The following is a 14,324-nucleotide window of genomic DNA, read 5'->3' on the forward strand; positions in this document are numbered from 1 at the left end:
GCGAGAATCGGCGGGTCTTCCGCCTCACCGCGTACCGCCATGACCGTGCTCCGCCAGACCACCCCGCTGGACCACCTGCTGACCGAGGCGCAGCGCGCCCTGGACACGGTGTTCGGCAATCCACCGGCGGCCCGCCCCTACCCGGCTGCGGAGACCGACGAGCCGGGCATGGACAATGCCGAGCGCCGCCACGCGGCGGGGCTGATGCGGATCAACCACGTCGGCGAGGTCTGCGCACAGGGCCTGTACTTCGGCCAGGCCGCCGTGGCCCGCGACCCGGCCACGCGTGAACACCTGCTGGAAGCGGCCCAGGAAGAAACTGACCACCTGGCCTGGTGCGCCACCCGCCTGGGCGAACTGGACAGCCGCCCCAGCCTGTTCAACCCGCTGTGGTACGCCGGCAGCTACACCATCGGCACCCTGGCCGGGTTGCGCGGCGATGGCTGGAACCTGGGCTTCGTGGTCGAAACCGAGCGCCAGGTGGAAGCCCACCTGGACGAGCACCTGGTCGACCTGCCGGCCGGCGACCTGCGCAGCCGCGCGGTCATCCAGGTGATGAAGGAAGACGAGGCCCGCCATGCGGAGCACGCCGAGCAGGCCGGCGCGCGCCGCCTGCCGTTCCCGATTCCGGGCGCGATGGCGCTGGCCTCCAAGGTGATGAAGACCATCGCGTACCGCATTTGACCGGGGCGCGCCCACCAACGGTGGGGGCCTACCAGGAGGTGCGGTGGGGCCCGGTGGTGGGGCCCGACCGTTGGTCGGGCCGTCGGCCCGCCTTAGTTCGGCGAGACCAGCTTCAGGCCGATCACGCCGGCCACGATCAGGCCCACGCAGGCCAGGCGGGCCGGCGATGCGCTGTCGTTGAACAGGTAGATGCCCAGCACCGCCACGCCCATGGCGCCGATACCGGTCCAGATCGCGTAGGCCGTGCCGACCGGGATGCTCTTCATCGCCTGGCTCATCAGGTACAGGCTGATCAGCGCGGACACGACCGTGGCAGCGGTGGGGAGGGGTCTGCTGAAGCCTTCGGAGTACTTCATTCCGAGGGCGAAACCGATTTCGAACAGGCCGGCCAGCAGCAGGTAGATCCAGGGCATGGGTGGGGGGCTCCTTACCTTTCTTGAGAAAAAACGAAACGGCCCGGTGTTTTCACACCGGGCCGTGGGTCGGTACATCACCGTGGAACTATAACCTGTGCGGGGCACTGGTTCCACGCAGCGGGTCGTCCCGCCTGGACGGCGATGCCTGCGGGCATCGCACATGGGGCTTACTCGGACAGGTTCCGGCCGTGGAACAGCTCTTCGATCTCGCGCTTGAGCAGCGCTTCGATCTTCATGCGTTCCTTGAACGACAGGTTCTTGGCCTTCTCCTCGAACAGGTACTGGTCCAGGTCGAAGTCCTTCAGGTGCATCTTCGTATGGAAGATGTTTTCCTGGTAGACGTTGACGTCGAACATCTCGTAACGCGACTTGATGTTCTTGGCCAGGAAGTTCTGGATCGAGTTGATCTTGTGATCGATGTAGTGCTTCTTGCCCTTCACATCGCGGGTGAAGCCACGGACGCGGTAGTCCATGATCACGATGTCCGACTCGAGGCTTTCGATCAGGTAGTTCAACGCCTTCAATGGCGAAATGACGCCGCAGGTGGCCACGTCGATGTCGGCGCGGAAGGTGGCGATGCCTTCCTGCGGGTGCGTTTCCGGATAGGTGTGCACGGTGATGTGCGACTTGTCCATGTGCGCGACCACGGCATCGGGAATCAGCTCCTTGCCGGCCTGCTTCTTGTCGATCACCGGCTCTTCGGAGATCAGGATGGTCACCGAGGCACCCTGCGGGTCGTAGTCCTGGCGGGCCACGTTCAGGATGTTGGCGCCGATAATCTCGGCGACATCGGTCAAGATTTGAGTCAGCCTGTCGGCGTTGTACTCTTCATCGATGTATTCAATGTAACGCTGACGCTCCTCTTCGGTGCGCGCGTAACACACGTCATAGATGTTGAAGCTCAGCGCCTTGGTGAGGTTGTTGAAACCCTGCAGCCTCAGGCGAGGCAACGGCTTGACCACGGCGGTCGATTCCTGTGTAAGAAGGGAAAGGGGGAATTATGGGGCAAACTGTCCCCGGGGGGAACGTGAAGACCGCTCACATCTGGCACACTGTTTGCCCTTAACAATTGCGCTGGTTAAGCTCCGCTATCGACCCCGTGAATCCGTTCATGCGCAGAGGGAGCGCTCCTATCGTGTCAACCGTGCGCCTAGCTAGCAGTCCACTGGCCCTGGATATCGCCACAATCGATCGTTTCCTGGCGCACAGCCACAGGCGGCGATACCCCACCCGTACCGACGTCTTCCGACCCGGTGACCCGGCGGGAACCCTGTATTACGTCATCAGCGGCTCGGTTTCGATCATGGCCGAGGAAGATGACGATCGCGAGCTTGTGCTGGGCTACTTCGGTGCCGGCGAGTTCGTCGGCGAGATGGGCCTGTTCGTCGAATCGGACCGCCGCGAGGTGATCCTGAGGACCCGCACCGCCTGCGAGCTGGCCGAAATCAGCTACGAGCGCCTGCACCAGCTGTTCCTCGGCCCGCTGTCGGCCGATGCCCCGCGCCTGCTGTACGCGCTGGGCCAGCAGATCTCCAAGCGCCTGCTCGACACCAGCCGCAAGGCCAGCCGCCTGGCATTCCTGGACGTCACCGACCGGATCGTGCGCACCCTGCACGACCTGGCGCAGGAACCGGAGGCGATGAGCCACCCGCAGGGCAGCCAGCTGCGCGTCTCGCGCCAGGAGCTGGCACGCCTGGTCGGCTGCTCGCGCGAAATGGCCGGCCGCGTGCTGAAGAAGCTGCAGACCGACGGCCTGCTGCATGCCCGCGGCAAGACCGTGGTGCTGTACGGCACCCGTTGACCGTTGAGCACCCGGTGGGTGCGGACCTTGGTCCGCACTCCTTCGCGCGCTAGGCTCGGTGCATGGAACTGAGCAGCGAATTCTGGTGGTTCATCCTCATCGGCCTCGGCGCCCAGCTGGTCGACGGCGCGCTGGGCATGGCGTTCGGCCTGGTGTCGTCGTCGGTGATGCTGGCCATGGGCATTCCGCCCGCACAGGCCAGCGCTGCCATCCACACGGCTGAAGTGTTCACGACCGGTGCCTCGGGTGTGTCGCACCTTGCCGCCGGAAATGTCGATAAGCGCCTGTTCCTCCGCCTGGCGCTGCCCGGCGCTGTGGGCGGCGCCGTGGGCGCCTACGGCCTGACCCAGCTGCCCGGCGAAGTGATCCGCCCGCTCATCTATCTCTACCTGCTGGTGCTGGCGATCATCATCCTGGCACGTGCCGCCGGCCGCTGGATGCCCAAGGGCGAGATCCGGCGGGTGCCGGTACTGGGCTTCTTCGCGGGCCTGCTTGATGCCAGTGGTGGCGGCGGCTGGGGACCCATCGCCACGTCCACCCTGCTCGCCCGCGGCGGCCAGGCGCGCACCACCATCGGTACGGTCAACGCAGCCGAGTTCGTGGTCACGTTGACGGTGTCAGCAACGTTCCTGCTGTCGATGGGGGTGCAGCACCTGCAGATCGTGGCCGGCCTGCTGATCGGCGGCATGATGGCCGCGCCGGTGGCGGCGATCCTGGTCAAGCAGGTGAAGGAACGCTGGGTGCTTGTGGCCGTGGGCGTGCTGGTGCTGGGCATCAGCCTGTTCCAGATCGGGCACGCGGTATACGGGCATCTGGGGCGCTGAGCGCTTGCCGGGCATGGCCCGGCGGATCGTTCATGGTGCGATGGGGTCAGAGCCCCTTCGGGATCTGACCCCGGGTCAGGCCTTGTCGCCACCGCGGTCCACGCAACCCCAGTTGAGGATGCGGGTGCCGGCCGGCAGCACGCGGCGGAAGAAGTCCACCCGCCCCGGCTTCGGGTTCACCACCACCGGCGCCTTGGCGGCCAGCAGCAGCGGCAGGTCGGCGGTGCTGTCGGAGTACGCGATGTCGATGTCGCCATAGCCGCGCTCGCGCAGCATGCGCATCTTCTCTTCGTTGTGGCAGTGGCGGGTCGGGCCGACACCGCCCAGCCGCGGGCCGACCTCGGTGCCGATCACCGGCACGTCCTGGTGGGCAACGAAAGCCAGGATCGCGCGCGCCAGCTCCGGCGGCGCACCGGTGGCCACCACCACGCGGTCCCCCTTGGCGCGATGCGCGGCGAACACCTCCAGCGCCTGCGGCAGCAGCTTGGCGCGCATCTGTGCCTGATGGCGCAGCACGTAGGCGTCGATGACCTTGTTGAAGTCACGCGCACGGTGCAGGCCGAAGCTGCCGATCCACACGTAGACCGAGATGCCCGCGCGACGGGTCGGCAGCATCGCCACCATCGGTCCGGCGATCGGCGTGACCAGCAGCGCCGCCAGCATGCGCAGCGGGTTGCGCTTGATCAGCGAGGCGAACAGGTGGGTTCCCGAATCGCCATCGTAGAGGGTGTGGTCGAAGTCGAAGACCACCAGCGGCGCATCCTCGCGCGGCGTTGGATAGTGCGTTGTCATGCCGCGAAGAATAGCTGACGCAGGCCCTCGCCCGGCTCTTCCACACGCATGAAGGCCTCGCCGACCAGGAAGGCATGGATGCCGGCATCACGCATCAGCGCCACGTCCTGAGGGCCGAGGATGCCGCTCTCGGTGACCAGCAGGCGGTCACGCGGCACCGCATTCTGCATGTCCAGCGTGGTCTGCAGCGACACCTCGAAGGTGCGCAGGTTGCGGTTGTTGATGCCGATCATCGGCGCCGGCACCTGCAGCGCGCGCTCCAGCTCATCGATGTCGTGCACTTCCACCAGCACGTCCATGCCCAGCGACAGCGCCAGTTCGGACAGCGTGGCCAGCTGGGTGTCGTCCAGCGCGGCGACGATCAGCAGGATGCAGTCGGCGCCCAGCACACGCGCTTCGTACACCTGGTAGGCGTCGATCACGAAGTCCTTGCGCAGCACCGGCAGCGTGCAGGCTTCACGGGCCTGCTGCAGGTAGGCGTCGGCGCCCTGGAAGAAATCCACGTCGGTCAGCACCGACAGGCAGCTGGCACCACCGAATTCGTAGCTGACCGCGATGTCGGCCGGGCGGAAATCCGGGCGGATGACGCCCTTGGACGGGCTGGCCTTCTTCACCTCGGCAATCACCGCCGGGTCGCCGCTGGCCACCGCCGCCTGCAACGCGCGCACGAAGCCACGTACCGGCGGGGCGCTGGCCACGGCGGCCTGCAGCTCCTCGAGCGGGCGCTGGGCGCGGCGCTGGGCTACTTCTTCGGCCTTGCGGGCCAGGATCGTCTGCAGGATGTCGCTCATCGTCTTCGGTTCGGTGCGGGGGCGGTGAGGACGGCCATTATCGGCCATCGACGGGGTCAGGCTGAACCGCGCGCTCAGACAACCAGCGCGCGGGTGGTGTCCACATACTGCTGCAGGCGCTGGCGGGCGCTGCCGTTGGCGATGGCGGCACGGGCGCGGGCCAGGCCGTCGCCGATGTCGCTGGCCACGCCGGCCACGTACAGGGCGGCGCCGGCATTGAGCGCCACGATGTCCAGCGCCGGGCCGGGCTCGTTGTCCAGCACCGCGCGCAGCATCGCGATGGACTGCTCCGGGCTGTCCACGCGCAGGTTGCGGCTGGCCGACATGGCGATGCCGAAGTCTTCCGGGTGGATTTCGTACTCGCGCACCGTGCCGTCGCGCAGCTCGCCCACCAGGGTACCGGCACCCAGCGAGATCTCGTCCATGTTGTCGCGGCCCCAGACCACCATGGCGCGTTCGGTGCCCAGCTCGCGCAGCACGCGCGCCTGGATACCCACCAGATCGGGATGGAACACGCCCATCAGCACCGACGGCGCGCTGGCCGGGTTGGTCAGCGGGCCGAGGATGTTGAAGATGGTGCGCACGCCCATCTCGCGGCGTACCGGCGCGACGACCTTCATCGACGGATGATGGATCGGCGCGAACATGAAGCCGATGCCGGTCCGGTCGATCGCTGCGGCCACCTGTTCCGGCTGCAGCTCGATGGCCGCACCCAGCGCTTCCACCGCATCGGCGCTGCCGGACTTGGACGACACGCTGCGGTTGCCATGCTTGGCCACGCGCGCACCGGCCGCGGCGGCGACGAACATCGCGCAGGTGGAGATGTTGAAGGTGTGCGAGCCATCGCCACCGGTGCCGACGATGTCGACCAGATGGGTGCGGTCGGCCACCGGCACCGCCAGCGCGAATTCGCGCATGACCGTGGCCGCTGCCGCGATCTCGTCGATGGTTTCCTTCTTCACGCGCAGGCCGGTGAGGATGGCGGCGGTCATCATCGGCGACACGTCGCCGCGCATGATCTGCCGCATCAGGTCGACCATTTCGTCAAAGAAGATTTCGCGGTGTTCGATGGTGCGCTGCAGGGCTTCCTGGGGGGAGAAGCTCATGGAAATGCTCCTTGGATCAGGCCGCCGGGCGCTGCAGGAAATTGCGCAGCAGGGCGTGGCCGTGTTCGGTGAGGATGGATTCGGGGTGGAACTGCACGCCTTCCACCGGGAACTGGCGGTGCCGCAGGCCCATGATCTCTTCGATCGAGCCGTCGTCGTTCTCGGTCCAGGCGGTCACTTCCAGGCAGTCCGGCAGGCGGTTCTTGTCCACCACCAGCGAGTGGTAGCGGGTGGCCTGGTAGCGGTCCGGCAGGCCTGCGAACACGCCCTTGCCTTCATGGCGGATCGGCGACGTCTTGCCGTGCATGATGTTGCCGGCACGGATGACCGTGCCGCCGTAGACCTGGCCGATGCCCTGGTGGCCCAGGCACACGCCGAGGATCGGCGTGGTCGGGCCAAGGCGCTGGATGAGTTCCAGCGACACGCCTGCTTCGTTGGGCGTGCACGGGCCGGGCGAGATGACGATGCGCTCGGGTTTCTGCGCGGCGATCTCGTCCACGCTCATCGCATCGTTGCGCACCACCTTCACCTCGGCGCCCAGCGTCTGCAGGTACTGCACGAGGTTGTAGGTGAAGCTGTCGTAGTTGTCGATCATCCACAACATGGTCAGGTTCCGTCGCTTATCAGGAAAATGGCGTACACGTTTTCGGTGTAGGTGATGGGGCCGGCTTCGATGGATTCGCGTTCAGCGGGCGCCGGCGCCGAGGCCGGTGCGTAGCTGCCGGTCACCGAGATCCTGTCCAGATACTCACCATCCTCGCCCAGCTGCGGCCATTGCCCGGCCTGGATGCCATAGGCGAAGTTCGGCGCCACATCGGAGATGCTGTACAGGCCGCGCACCTTTGTTCCATAGGCCTTGGCCAGCCCCTGCGCGGACTCCCGGGTCTTGGCCGCCGCCTCGCCCTTGAGTTCGCGTCGCAGCGCCACTTCGCCCGAGTAGGTCGGGGCGACGCTGCTGACCTGCACGTTCTCATTGGCTTTCAGCGCACCCAGCACGTCCTGCATCTGCTTCACGCTGGCGAAGCTGGCGCGCAACTGGCGCGACACCTGGGTACCCATGAAGACCTGCCGGTTCTGCTCATAGCGGGTTGCCGGGCCGATCCGCAGGTTGTCCGCACGTACGCTGCCTTCCACCGCCTTGTACTGCTTGAACAGCGCCAGCACGCGGGCAACGTTGTCCTGCACGCGGCGGCGCGCCGCATCCGCATCCATGTCGGTTTCCTCGATGTTCAACTGCAGGCCGAACCGGTCCGGCATCACCACGCGGCGCGCCTCGCCCTTCACCAGCAGGTGCGGCTGCGAGGGAATGGTATTGGCCTGCGCCCACGCAGACGGGGCCATCGTGGCCAGCAGTGACGACCACAGCAATGCGCTCAGCAGCTTCATGCGGTACTCCTTGTCTTGAACGGGAACAGCGGAAGGTGCCGCGGCGCAGGCCACGGCACGGGGAGAGTCACAGGCCCTTGGCGGCCTGGGCGACGGCACGGAACAGCGCGCGGCCCTTGTTCATCGTCTCGTCCCATTCCTTGTCCGGGTCCGAGTCGTAAACGATGCCGGCGCCGGCCTGCACATACAGGCGGCCATCCTTGATCACCGCAGTGCGGATCGCGATCGCGGTATCGGCATCGCCATGCCAGCCGATGTAGCCGATGCTGCCGGCGTAGACATTGCGCTTGATCGGTTCCAGCTCGCGGATCACTTCCAGCGCGCGGATCTTCGGCGCACCGCTGACCGTACCCGCCGGGAAGGTGGCACGCAGCACGTCGGCATAGCTCAGGCCCGGCTGCAGCTGCCCGGTCACTTCGCTGACGATGTGCATGACGTGGCTGTAGCGTTCGATCACGAACTGCTCGCCCACTTCCACGGTGCCGGCCTTCGATACGCGGCCGGCGTCGTTGCGGCCGAGGTCGATCAGCATCAGGTGCTCGGCGCGTTCCTTCGGATCGGCCAGCAGTTCGGCTTCCAGCGCCAGGTCCTGCTCGACGGTGGCACCACGCGGGCGGGTACCGGCGATCGGGCGCACGGTGACTTCGCCGTCCTGCAAGCGCACCAGGATCTCCGGCGACGAACCGACCACCTGCAGGTCGCCGACATCGAGGAAATACATGTACGGCGACGGATTCAATGCACGCAGCGCACGGTACACATCCACCGGGCGCGCCTTGAACGGCACGCTCAGGCGCTGGCTCAGCACCACCTGGAAGATGTCACCGGCGCGGATGTATTCCTTGCTGCGCTGGACCGCATCAACGAAGCCTTCGCGGGTGAAACCGGAAACGAAATCGGATTCGTCCAGCACATCACTGTTGAGCGGGGCGGGATAACCCGCACCCGGCGCGCGCAGCTTGGCAGTCAGTGCATCCAGGCGCGCCTGCGCCTGCTCGAAGGCGCCCTCGGCCCGCGGGTCGGCGTGCACGATCAGGTACAGGCGGCCCTTGAGGTTGTCGAACACCGCCAGCTCGTTGGAGTCCAGCAGCAGGATGTCCGGCGTCCCCAGCTCATCGCGGCCGGCCGGCGGGGCCAGGCGCGGCTCGATGTAGCCGATGCACTCGAAACCGAACCAGCCGACCAGGCCGCCGGTGAAGCCCGGCAGGCCTTCCAGCTTGGGCACGGAGTGGGCGCTGCGCAGCGCCTCGACCTCGGCGAAGGGGTCGGCCACCTCGCGGGTGTCCACCACCTGCCCATCCTCGCGCACGGTCAGGGTGTGGCCGTGGAAGGCGTACACGCGACGCGCCGGCAGGCCGATGATCGAGTAACGACCGAAGCGCTCGCCGCCTTCGACGGATTCAAACAGGTAGGTATTGGGGCCGTCGGCGAGCTTCAGGTAGACCGAAAGCGGCGTGTCCAGGTCGGACAGCACTTCACGGACGACGGGAATATGGGTGTGGCCTTCAGCGGCCTGCAGCTGAAACTGAGCGTGCGAGTTCAAGACGACTTTCCTTCCGGGACACAGCGTTATGGGGGCGGACGACGGCAACGGGCCACCATCGCCACCAACGGCGTGCGGAAGAAAGGGTATGCGGGGTCGTCAGGCTGGACACCCCTTGACTGTATCGCAGCTTGGACGGGAGGGGAACCCTGTGAAACTGAACCACGCGACGCCCGGGACGACTACGGAGACCGCCGCTACGCCGTGGCGCTCGCGGCGGATGCACCGGCCAGCAACGGGCAGCCGGCCGGCAGGTGCATCCTCACCCTGCCCGGCACGCACTCGATGCGGAAGTGGCGGGCCTGCACCGGCTCGCCATCCAGGTTGAGCGTCAACGGGCGCTCGGATTCCACCTGCAGCCACGGCAGCCGCGCGCGCGTGGCCAGCTGTTCGAGTGCGGCCTGGGTGCCGGACTTCAGCATCTGGCCGAGCGTGGCGGTGACTTCACCTTCCAGCTCCGGAAGCACCGTCACGTCCAGCAGGCCATCGTCGATCAGTGCCTGCGGACACAACTGCTGACCACCGCCGGCCTGGCGGCCGTTGCCGATGCCGAGCGCGATGAAGTCACCCTCCCACGCGAAGTCCGGGCCCGACAGGCGCGCGCTGATCGGCTCGATCCTCCCGAGCTTGGCGATACCGGTGATGACGTAGGCCAGCCCACCCAGCATCTTCTTCAAGCCGGCATCGGTCTCCACCGTCACCTGCGTGCCGAAGCCACCGCTGGCGAGATTGGCGCACCACCATTGCACGCCGTCGGCGTCCACGCGCAGCAGATCGACGGCATGCGGCACGGCCTGCGCGATCAATGCAAAGGCCTCCTTCGGCGCGGTCGGGATGCCAGCCGAGGTGGCGAAATCGTTGGCGGTCCCCATCGGGATCAGTGCCAGCGATGGCAGCGCATCGGCTGCTTCCTCGCGGTGCGCCAGCGTCTCCGCCACGGCACTGAGCGTGCCATCACCACCGGCAGCGACGATCACGTCCACGCCATGATCGATGGCCTCGGCCACGTAGCGCTCGGCGTCACCGTCCTCCCAGGTCACCCGCACGTCCAGCTGCACGCCCTGCCCGCGCCAGTGGCCGACGGCGTCGCGCAGCTCGTCATTGCCTGCGGATTTTCCGTTGAGGATCAGGCGCCAGCGCGGGGTGGTCATGCGGTGCTTCCAGGTCGGGGGCGGACAGGCTAGCAATGCGCTGTCTGTCCGCAGTGAATGTCACGCAGGTGTCATTCAGCTACCGGAGAATGGAAGGCCATAGCAGGGACGACGGATGGAGGCAGGATCAGCCTCCCACGCATGCAGCGAGGCCACGCCAGTGATTGGCGTGGCTTTTTTTTGGGTGCGCTGGGAGTGCGAACCCACCCGGCTGGGTTCGCACCCACCATGCGCCTCAACCGTTGGCGAAATCGTGCAGCGCCTGCCCCTGCAACCGGTACACGGTCCACTCATCCTGGGGCGTGGCGCCAGCAGCGGTGTAGAACTCGATGGCCGGGGTGTTCCAGTCCAGCACCGACCATTCGAAGCGGCCGCAGCCTTCGGCCACGGCCTGGCGCGCGATGTACTTCAACAGCGCCTTGCCGGCACCGGCGCCGCGCTTTTCCTGGCTGACGTACAGGTCTTCCAGGTAGATGCCCTTGCGGCCCAGCCAGGTGGAGTAGTTGTAGAAGTACACCGCATAGCCGATCGCTTCACCGTCGGCTTCGCAGATCAGCGCGCGCGCCGTGGCATCGGTGCCGAACAGGCTTTCGGCGATGCCGATCTCGTCGGTCTGCACCGAATGCTCGGCCTTCTCGTAGATGGCCAGTTCGCGGATGAAATGCAGGATCAGGCCAGCATCGGCCACAGTGGCCGGGCGGATGTTCAGCAGTGACATGTGCGCAAACGGGGAAGGAGGGGATCAGGCGAGCTTAATCCCCTTCCTCCCGTTTTTGTCAGCGGGTTGCAGCAACGTTGGCGCGCATCTGCGCGATCACGTCCTGGTAGCTGGTCTTGGCATTGAAGATGGCCGAGCCAGCGACGAAGGTGTCGGCGCCGGCGGCCGCGATCTCGCCGATGTTGTCGGCCTTCACGCCGCCGTCGATCTCGAGGCGGATGTCCTTGCCGCTGGCATCGATCATCTTGCGCACCACTTTCAGCTTGTCCAGCGCCGAGGGAATGAAGGCCTGGCCACCGAAGCCCGGGTTGACCGACATCAGCAGCACCAGGTCCAGGTCATCCAGCACCCAGTCGAGAATGTCCACCGGGGTGGCCGGATTGAGCACGATGCCCGGCTTGCAGCCCAGCGAGCGGATCAGCTGGATGGTGCGGTGCACGTGGCGGCTGGCCTCCGGGTGGAAGCTGATGTAGGTGGCACCGGCTTCGGCGAAGTCCGGGATGATGCGGTCCACCGGCTCGACCATCAGGTGCACGTCGATCGGTGCGGTTACGCCGTGCTTGCGCAGCGCCTGGCAGACCATCGGGCCGATGGTCAGGTTCGGCACGTAGTGGTTGTCCATCACGTCGAAGTGGACCCAGTCCGCGCCGGCGGCGAGGACGTTGTCGACTTCCTCGCCGAGGCGGGCGAAGTTGGCGGACAGGATGGAGGGGGCGATGAGGCAGTGGGACATGGCCGGGCCTTGCTACGAGGGGAAAGGGGTCAGCGCTTGCGCAGGGTCTTGATGCGGTCGTAGGCGGCATTGATCCGCCGCGACTTCTGCTCGGCCTGCTGCTGCAGCTCGGGGGCGGCGCCGCCAAGCTTGTCGGGGTGGTACTGCGAGATCAGCTTGCGATAGGCGCGCTCGACCTCGGCATCGGTGGCCTCGGAGGTCAGCCCCAGCTCCCGGTACGGGTTCTCCTTGTTCAGGCGGAACCAGTCCGAGTCGAAGGCGTGGCCGATCAACAGGCCGACCACCGCGCCGAACAGCGGATTGGGCCGGAACAGCAGGGCGCCGGCGATGAATCCGAGCAGTTTTCCGTACCAGCGCATGGCGCTCCGGGGTCGACCGACGAAATGGACGCTCATTTTACGTCACAGCGGGCCCGGACCGCTTTACACTAGGCCGCCCGCTGGTCAGCGGGCCCGCCGGGTCCGTTGGGCAGCAGCCGTATCGACAACGCCCCAGGAGTGCCCGTGCCAACCACGCTGTTGCAATCCGATCTCCCCGGCCTGCCCTTGCGCCATCGCGGCAAGGTGCGTGATGTGTTCGATATCCCGCGCGAGCGGCTGCCCGCCGGAACCCCGCCGGGCGAGTACCTGCTGATGGTGGCCACCGATCGCCTGTCGGCGTTCGACGTGGTCCTGCCCGACCCGATCCCGGGCAAGGGCGAGATGCTCTGCCAGGTCTCCAATTTCTGGTTCGCCAAGACCGCGCACCTGATGCCCAACCACCTGACCGGCATCGACGTGGCCAGCGTGCTGCCCGAAGGCGTGGACCCGGCCCTGTACGCCAAGCGCGCGGTGGTCACCCGCAAGCTGAAGCCAGTGCCGGTGGAAGCGATCGCCCGCGGCTACCTGATCGGAAGCGGCTGGAAGGACTACCAGCGCACCGGCAAGGTCAGTGGCATCGACCTGCCCGACGGCCTGCGCCAGGCCGAGCAGCTGCCCGAGCCGATCTTCACCCCCTCGACCAAGGCCGCTGTCGGCGACCACGACGAGAACATCGACTTCGATGCGATGGTGAAGCAGGTCGGCGCCGAGTTGGCCGAGCGCGTGCGCGATGCCACCCTGCGCATCTACAAGTTCGCGGCCGATTACGCCCGCGAGCGCGGCATCATCCTGGCCGATACCAAGTTCGAATTCGGTACCGATGCCGATGGCCGCCTGTACATCATGGACGAGATGCTGACGCCGGACTCCTCGCGTTACTGGCCGGCCGACGAGTACGAAGTGGGCACCAGCCCGCCGAGCTACGACAAGCAGTTCGTGCGCGATTACCTGGAGACGCTGGACTGGGGCAAGACCGCCCCGGGCCCGGGCATCCCGGCCGAGATCATCGAGCGCACCCGCGCCAAGTACGCCGAGGCGCTGCAGCGCCTGGCCGGGATCAGCGTCGACTGATCCCCTGCGCCCCCCGGCCGGAAAGGCGGGGGGCGTCCTGAATGCGGTAGTGCCGGCCGCTGGCCGGCAACCCCGTGAACCTGCAGCCAGGCGTGGCCTGGCTCTACTGACGGGCACCGGCGGGAGTATGCTGGCCGCATGCAGACCTCCACCGAGCTTGCGCGGCCGATCGACCGCTATTTCGCCAGCTACTCCGACGACCACCGCAATGTGATCAACCAGCGCATCCACGTGGTGGCGGTCCCGGCGATCCTGTGGTCGGTGGTGGCGCTGCTGTGGTGCGTGCCGCCGCTGATCACCTGGTTCCAGTACGGCATCTGGTCGGCGTTCGCGATGTTCAGCGCCTGGTGCTTCTACAACAAGCTGTCGCGCCCGCTGGGCATCGGCATGCTCATCCAGTTCTTCGTGTTCGGCTGCCTGTGCCGGCTGCTGGAGGCCGAGATCGGCCTGCAGGCCCTGCGCTGGCTGGCGGTGGGCGTGTTCGTGGTGGCCTGGATCGCGCAGTTCATCGGCCACACGTTCGAGGGCCGCAAGCCCAGCTTCCTGACCGACCTGACCTACCTGCTGATCGGCCCGGCCTGGGTGATGGCCAAGGTCTACCGCAAGCTCGACTGGCGCTACTGACCTGGTGGTGGCCGACAGCGACCGTCGTTTCCTGAACGGGCGGATTCCGTCACCCGTAGTCCACGGGACCCCTGCGAGCCTGCGCCGGTGATCCGCTCCCCATCGCCCGCCCGTCTACGGCAGCCCCTGTGCGACAGGGCCTGCGGTCTCCCTGCGTGGGCGTAGGGTGTCCCCTGAGGGCAACCAGGGAAGTGATGTGGGAACGTGATGTTGCGCCGCAGAAAAAATGAATCAGCGAACGTTACATGCAATTGATCGCTGTTCGATGGGTTTCGGCGACATTTCGCAGCCTGTTATCCTCCCTGACCTGCTCGTGAATCATGGA

17 protein-coding genes are annotated in these 14,324 nt (G+C 66.6%); 5 read left to right on the forward strand and 12 right to left on the reverse strand.

What is annotated here, in order from left to right:
- Positions 1-39: 39 nt before the first annotated feature.
- Complete coding sequence (coq7, locus tag ACYKG1_RS19780) at positions 40-684, forward strand: 2-polyprenyl-3-methyl-6-methoxy-1,4-benzoquinone monooxygenase (protein WP_100474186.1); 645 nt, start codon at positions 40-42, stop codon at positions 682-684.
- A gap of 92 nt (positions 685-776) precedes the next feature.
- Here coq7 and ACYKG1_RS19785 read toward each other — a convergent pair whose 3' ends face one another.
- Both ACYKG1_RS19785 and speD read right to left on the reverse strand, forming a co-directional pair.
- The gene (locus ACYKG1_RS19785) at positions 777-1,097 is read right to left on the reverse strand and encodes a DMT family transporter (RefSeq protein WP_100474189.1); all 321 of its coding nucleotides are present in this window, start codon (positions 1,095-1,097) and stop codon (positions 777-779) included.
- 170 nt (positions 1,098-1,267) lie between these two features.
- Complete coding sequence (gene speD / locus ACYKG1_RS19790) at positions 1,268-2,062, reverse strand: adenosylmethionine decarboxylase (protein WP_014648662.1); 795 nt, start codon at positions 2,060-2,062, stop codon at positions 1,268-1,270.
- Positions 2,063-2,211: 149 nt separating this feature from the next.
- Here speD and crp point away from each other — a divergent pair, with 149 nt between their 5' ends.
- Entirely contained in the window at positions 2,212-2,901 is a 690-nt protein-coding gene (gene crp / locus ACYKG1_RS19795) for a cAMP-activated global transcriptional regulator CRP (protein ID WP_010482649.1), read from the forward strand.
- Positions 2,902-2,963: 62 nt separating this feature from the next.
- Entirely contained in the window at positions 2,964-3,725 is a 762-nt protein-coding gene (locus ACYKG1_RS19800) for a sulfite exporter TauE/SafE family protein (RefSeq protein ID WP_478471168.1), read from the forward strand.
- A gap of 75 nt (positions 3,726-3,800) precedes the next feature.
- Here the strand turns inward: ACYKG1_RS19800 and ACYKG1_RS19805 are convergent, their stop codons facing one another.
- The 10 genes from ACYKG1_RS19805 to ACYKG1_RS19850 form a co-directional block, all read right to left on the reverse strand.
- A complete protein-coding gene (locus ACYKG1_RS19805; protein WP_100474195.1) occupies positions 3,801-4,517 on the reverse strand; it encodes a haloacid dehalogenase-like hydrolase in 717 nt (238 codons plus the stop codon).
- Complete coding sequence (gene trpC, locus ACYKG1_RS19810) at positions 4,514-5,308, reverse strand: indole-3-glycerol phosphate synthase TrpC (protein ID WP_100474198.1); 795 nt, start codon at positions 5,306-5,308, stop codon at positions 4,514-4,516. Before trpC ends, ACYKG1_RS19805 begins: the two co-directional genes overlap by 4 nt.
- Positions 5,309-5,382: 74 nt before the next feature.
- Complete coding sequence (gene trpD / locus ACYKG1_RS19815; RefSeq protein WP_478471169.1) at positions 5,383-6,414, reverse strand: anthranilate phosphoribosyltransferase; 1,032 nt, start codon at positions 6,412-6,414, stop codon at positions 5,383-5,385.
- A 16-nt stretch (positions 6,415-6,430) separates the two neighbouring features.
- Complete coding sequence (locus tag ACYKG1_RS19820; RefSeq protein WP_100474204.1) at positions 6,431-7,018, reverse strand: anthranilate synthase component II; 588 nt, start codon at positions 7,016-7,018, stop codon at positions 6,431-6,433.
- A gap of 2 nt (positions 7,019-7,020) precedes the next feature.
- Positions 7,021-7,800, reverse strand: a complete 780-nt coding sequence (locus ACYKG1_RS19825; RefSeq protein ID WP_100474207.1) for an SIMPL domain-containing protein — start codon at positions 7,798-7,800, stop codon at positions 7,021-7,023.
- 67 nt (positions 7,801-7,867) lie between these two features.
- The gene (trpE, locus tag ACYKG1_RS19830) at positions 7,868-9,343 is read right to left on the reverse strand and encodes an anthranilate synthase component I (protein ID WP_478471170.1); all 1,476 of its coding nucleotides are present in this window, start codon (positions 9,341-9,343) and stop codon (positions 7,868-7,870) included.
- A 197-nt stretch (positions 9,344-9,540) separates the two neighbouring features.
- Complete coding sequence (gene yegS, locus ACYKG1_RS19835) at positions 9,541-10,494, reverse strand: lipid kinase YegS (protein ID WP_478471171.1); 954 nt, start codon at positions 10,492-10,494, stop codon at positions 9,541-9,543.
- A gap of 235 nt (positions 10,495-10,729) precedes the next feature.
- Positions 10,730-11,212: a GNAT family N-acetyltransferase gene (locus ACYKG1_RS19840; RefSeq protein WP_262083607.1), complete on the reverse strand. Its 483-nt coding sequence runs from the start codon at positions 11,210-11,212 to the stop codon at positions 10,730-10,732.
- Between the two features lie 58 nt (positions 11,213-11,270).
- Complete coding sequence (rpe, locus tag ACYKG1_RS19845) at positions 11,271-11,945, reverse strand: ribulose-phosphate 3-epimerase (protein WP_100474216.1); 675 nt, start codon at positions 11,943-11,945, stop codon at positions 11,271-11,273.
- A 29-nt stretch (positions 11,946-11,974) separates the two neighbouring features.
- Positions 11,975-12,304 carry a J domain-containing protein gene (locus tag ACYKG1_RS19850; RefSeq protein ID WP_005411327.1) on the reverse strand — a complete coding sequence of 110 codons (330 nt, stop codon included), beginning with the start codon at positions 12,302-12,304 and terminating at the stop codon, positions 11,975-11,977.
- Positions 12,305-12,448: 144 nt separating this feature from the next.
- Between ACYKG1_RS19850 and ACYKG1_RS19855 the strand changes: the two genes are divergently transcribed.
- Entirely contained in the window at positions 12,449-13,375 is a 927-nt protein-coding gene (locus tag ACYKG1_RS19855; RefSeq protein WP_162292088.1) for a phosphoribosylaminoimidazolesuccinocarboxamide synthase, read from the forward strand.
- A gap of 138 nt (positions 13,376-13,513) precedes the next feature.
- On the forward strand, positions 13,514-13,999 hold the full coding sequence (locus ACYKG1_RS19860) for an Mpo1 family 2-hydroxy fatty acid dioxygenase (protein WP_478471172.1): 486 nt from the start codon (positions 13,514-13,516) through the stop codon (positions 13,997-13,999).
- Positions 14,000-14,324: the final 325 nt, after the last annotated feature.

This window comes from Stenotrophomonas sp. 85239_Sma (assembly GCF_056481725.1).

Coding starts and splice junctions, on each gene's coding strand:
- crp (WP_010482649.1), top strand. CDS start 2,212: ATGCGCAGAGGGAGCGCTCCTATCGTGTCAACCGTGCGCCTAGCTAGC.
- ACYKG1_RS19825 (WP_100474207.1), bottom strand. CDS start 7,800: ATGAAGCTGCTGAGCGCATTGCTGTGGTCGTCACTGCTGGCCACGATG.
- trpD (WP_478471169.1), bottom strand. CDS start 6,414: ATGAGCTTCTCCCCCCAGGAAGCCCTGCAGCGCACCATCGAACACCGC.
- ACYKG1_RS19785 (WP_100474189.1), bottom strand. CDS start 1,097: ATGCCCTGGATCTACCTGCTGCTGGCCGGCCTGTTCGAAATCGGTTTC.
- rpe (WP_100474216.1), bottom strand. CDS start 11,945: ATGTCCCACTGCCTCATCGCCCCCTCCATCCTGTCCGCCAACTTCGCC.
- ACYKG1_RS19850 (WP_005411327.1), bottom strand. CDS start 12,304: ATGCGCTGGTACGGAAAACTGCTCGGATTCATCGCCGGCGCCCTGCTG.
- coq7 (WP_100474186.1), top strand. CDS start 40: ATGACCGTGCTCCGCCAGACCACCCCGCTGGACCACCTGCTGACCGAG.
- ACYKG1_RS19805 (WP_100474195.1), bottom strand. CDS start 4,517: ATGACAACGCACTATCCAACGCCGCGCGAGGATGCGCCGCTGGTGGTC.
- ACYKG1_RS19800 (WP_478471168.1), top strand. CDS start 2,964: ATGGAACTGAGCAGCGAATTCTGGTGGTTCATCCTCATCGGCCTCGGC.
- ACYKG1_RS19840 (WP_262083607.1), bottom strand. CDS start 11,212: ATGTCACTGCTGAACATCCGCCCGGCCACTGTGGCCGATGCTGGCCTG.
- yegS (WP_478471171.1), bottom strand. CDS start 10,494: ATGACCACCCCGCGCTGGCGCCTGATCCTCAACGGAAAATCCGCAGGC.
- trpC (WP_100474198.1), bottom strand. CDS start 5,308: ATGAGCGACATCCTGCAGACGATCCTGGCCCGCAAGGCCGAAGAAGTA.
- ACYKG1_RS19860 (WP_478471172.1), top strand. CDS start 13,514: ATGCAGACCTCCACCGAGCTTGCGCGGCCGATCGACCGCTATTTCGCC.
- ACYKG1_RS19820 (WP_100474204.1), bottom strand. CDS start 7,018: ATGTTGTGGATGATCGACAACTACGACAGCTTCACCTACAACCTCGTG.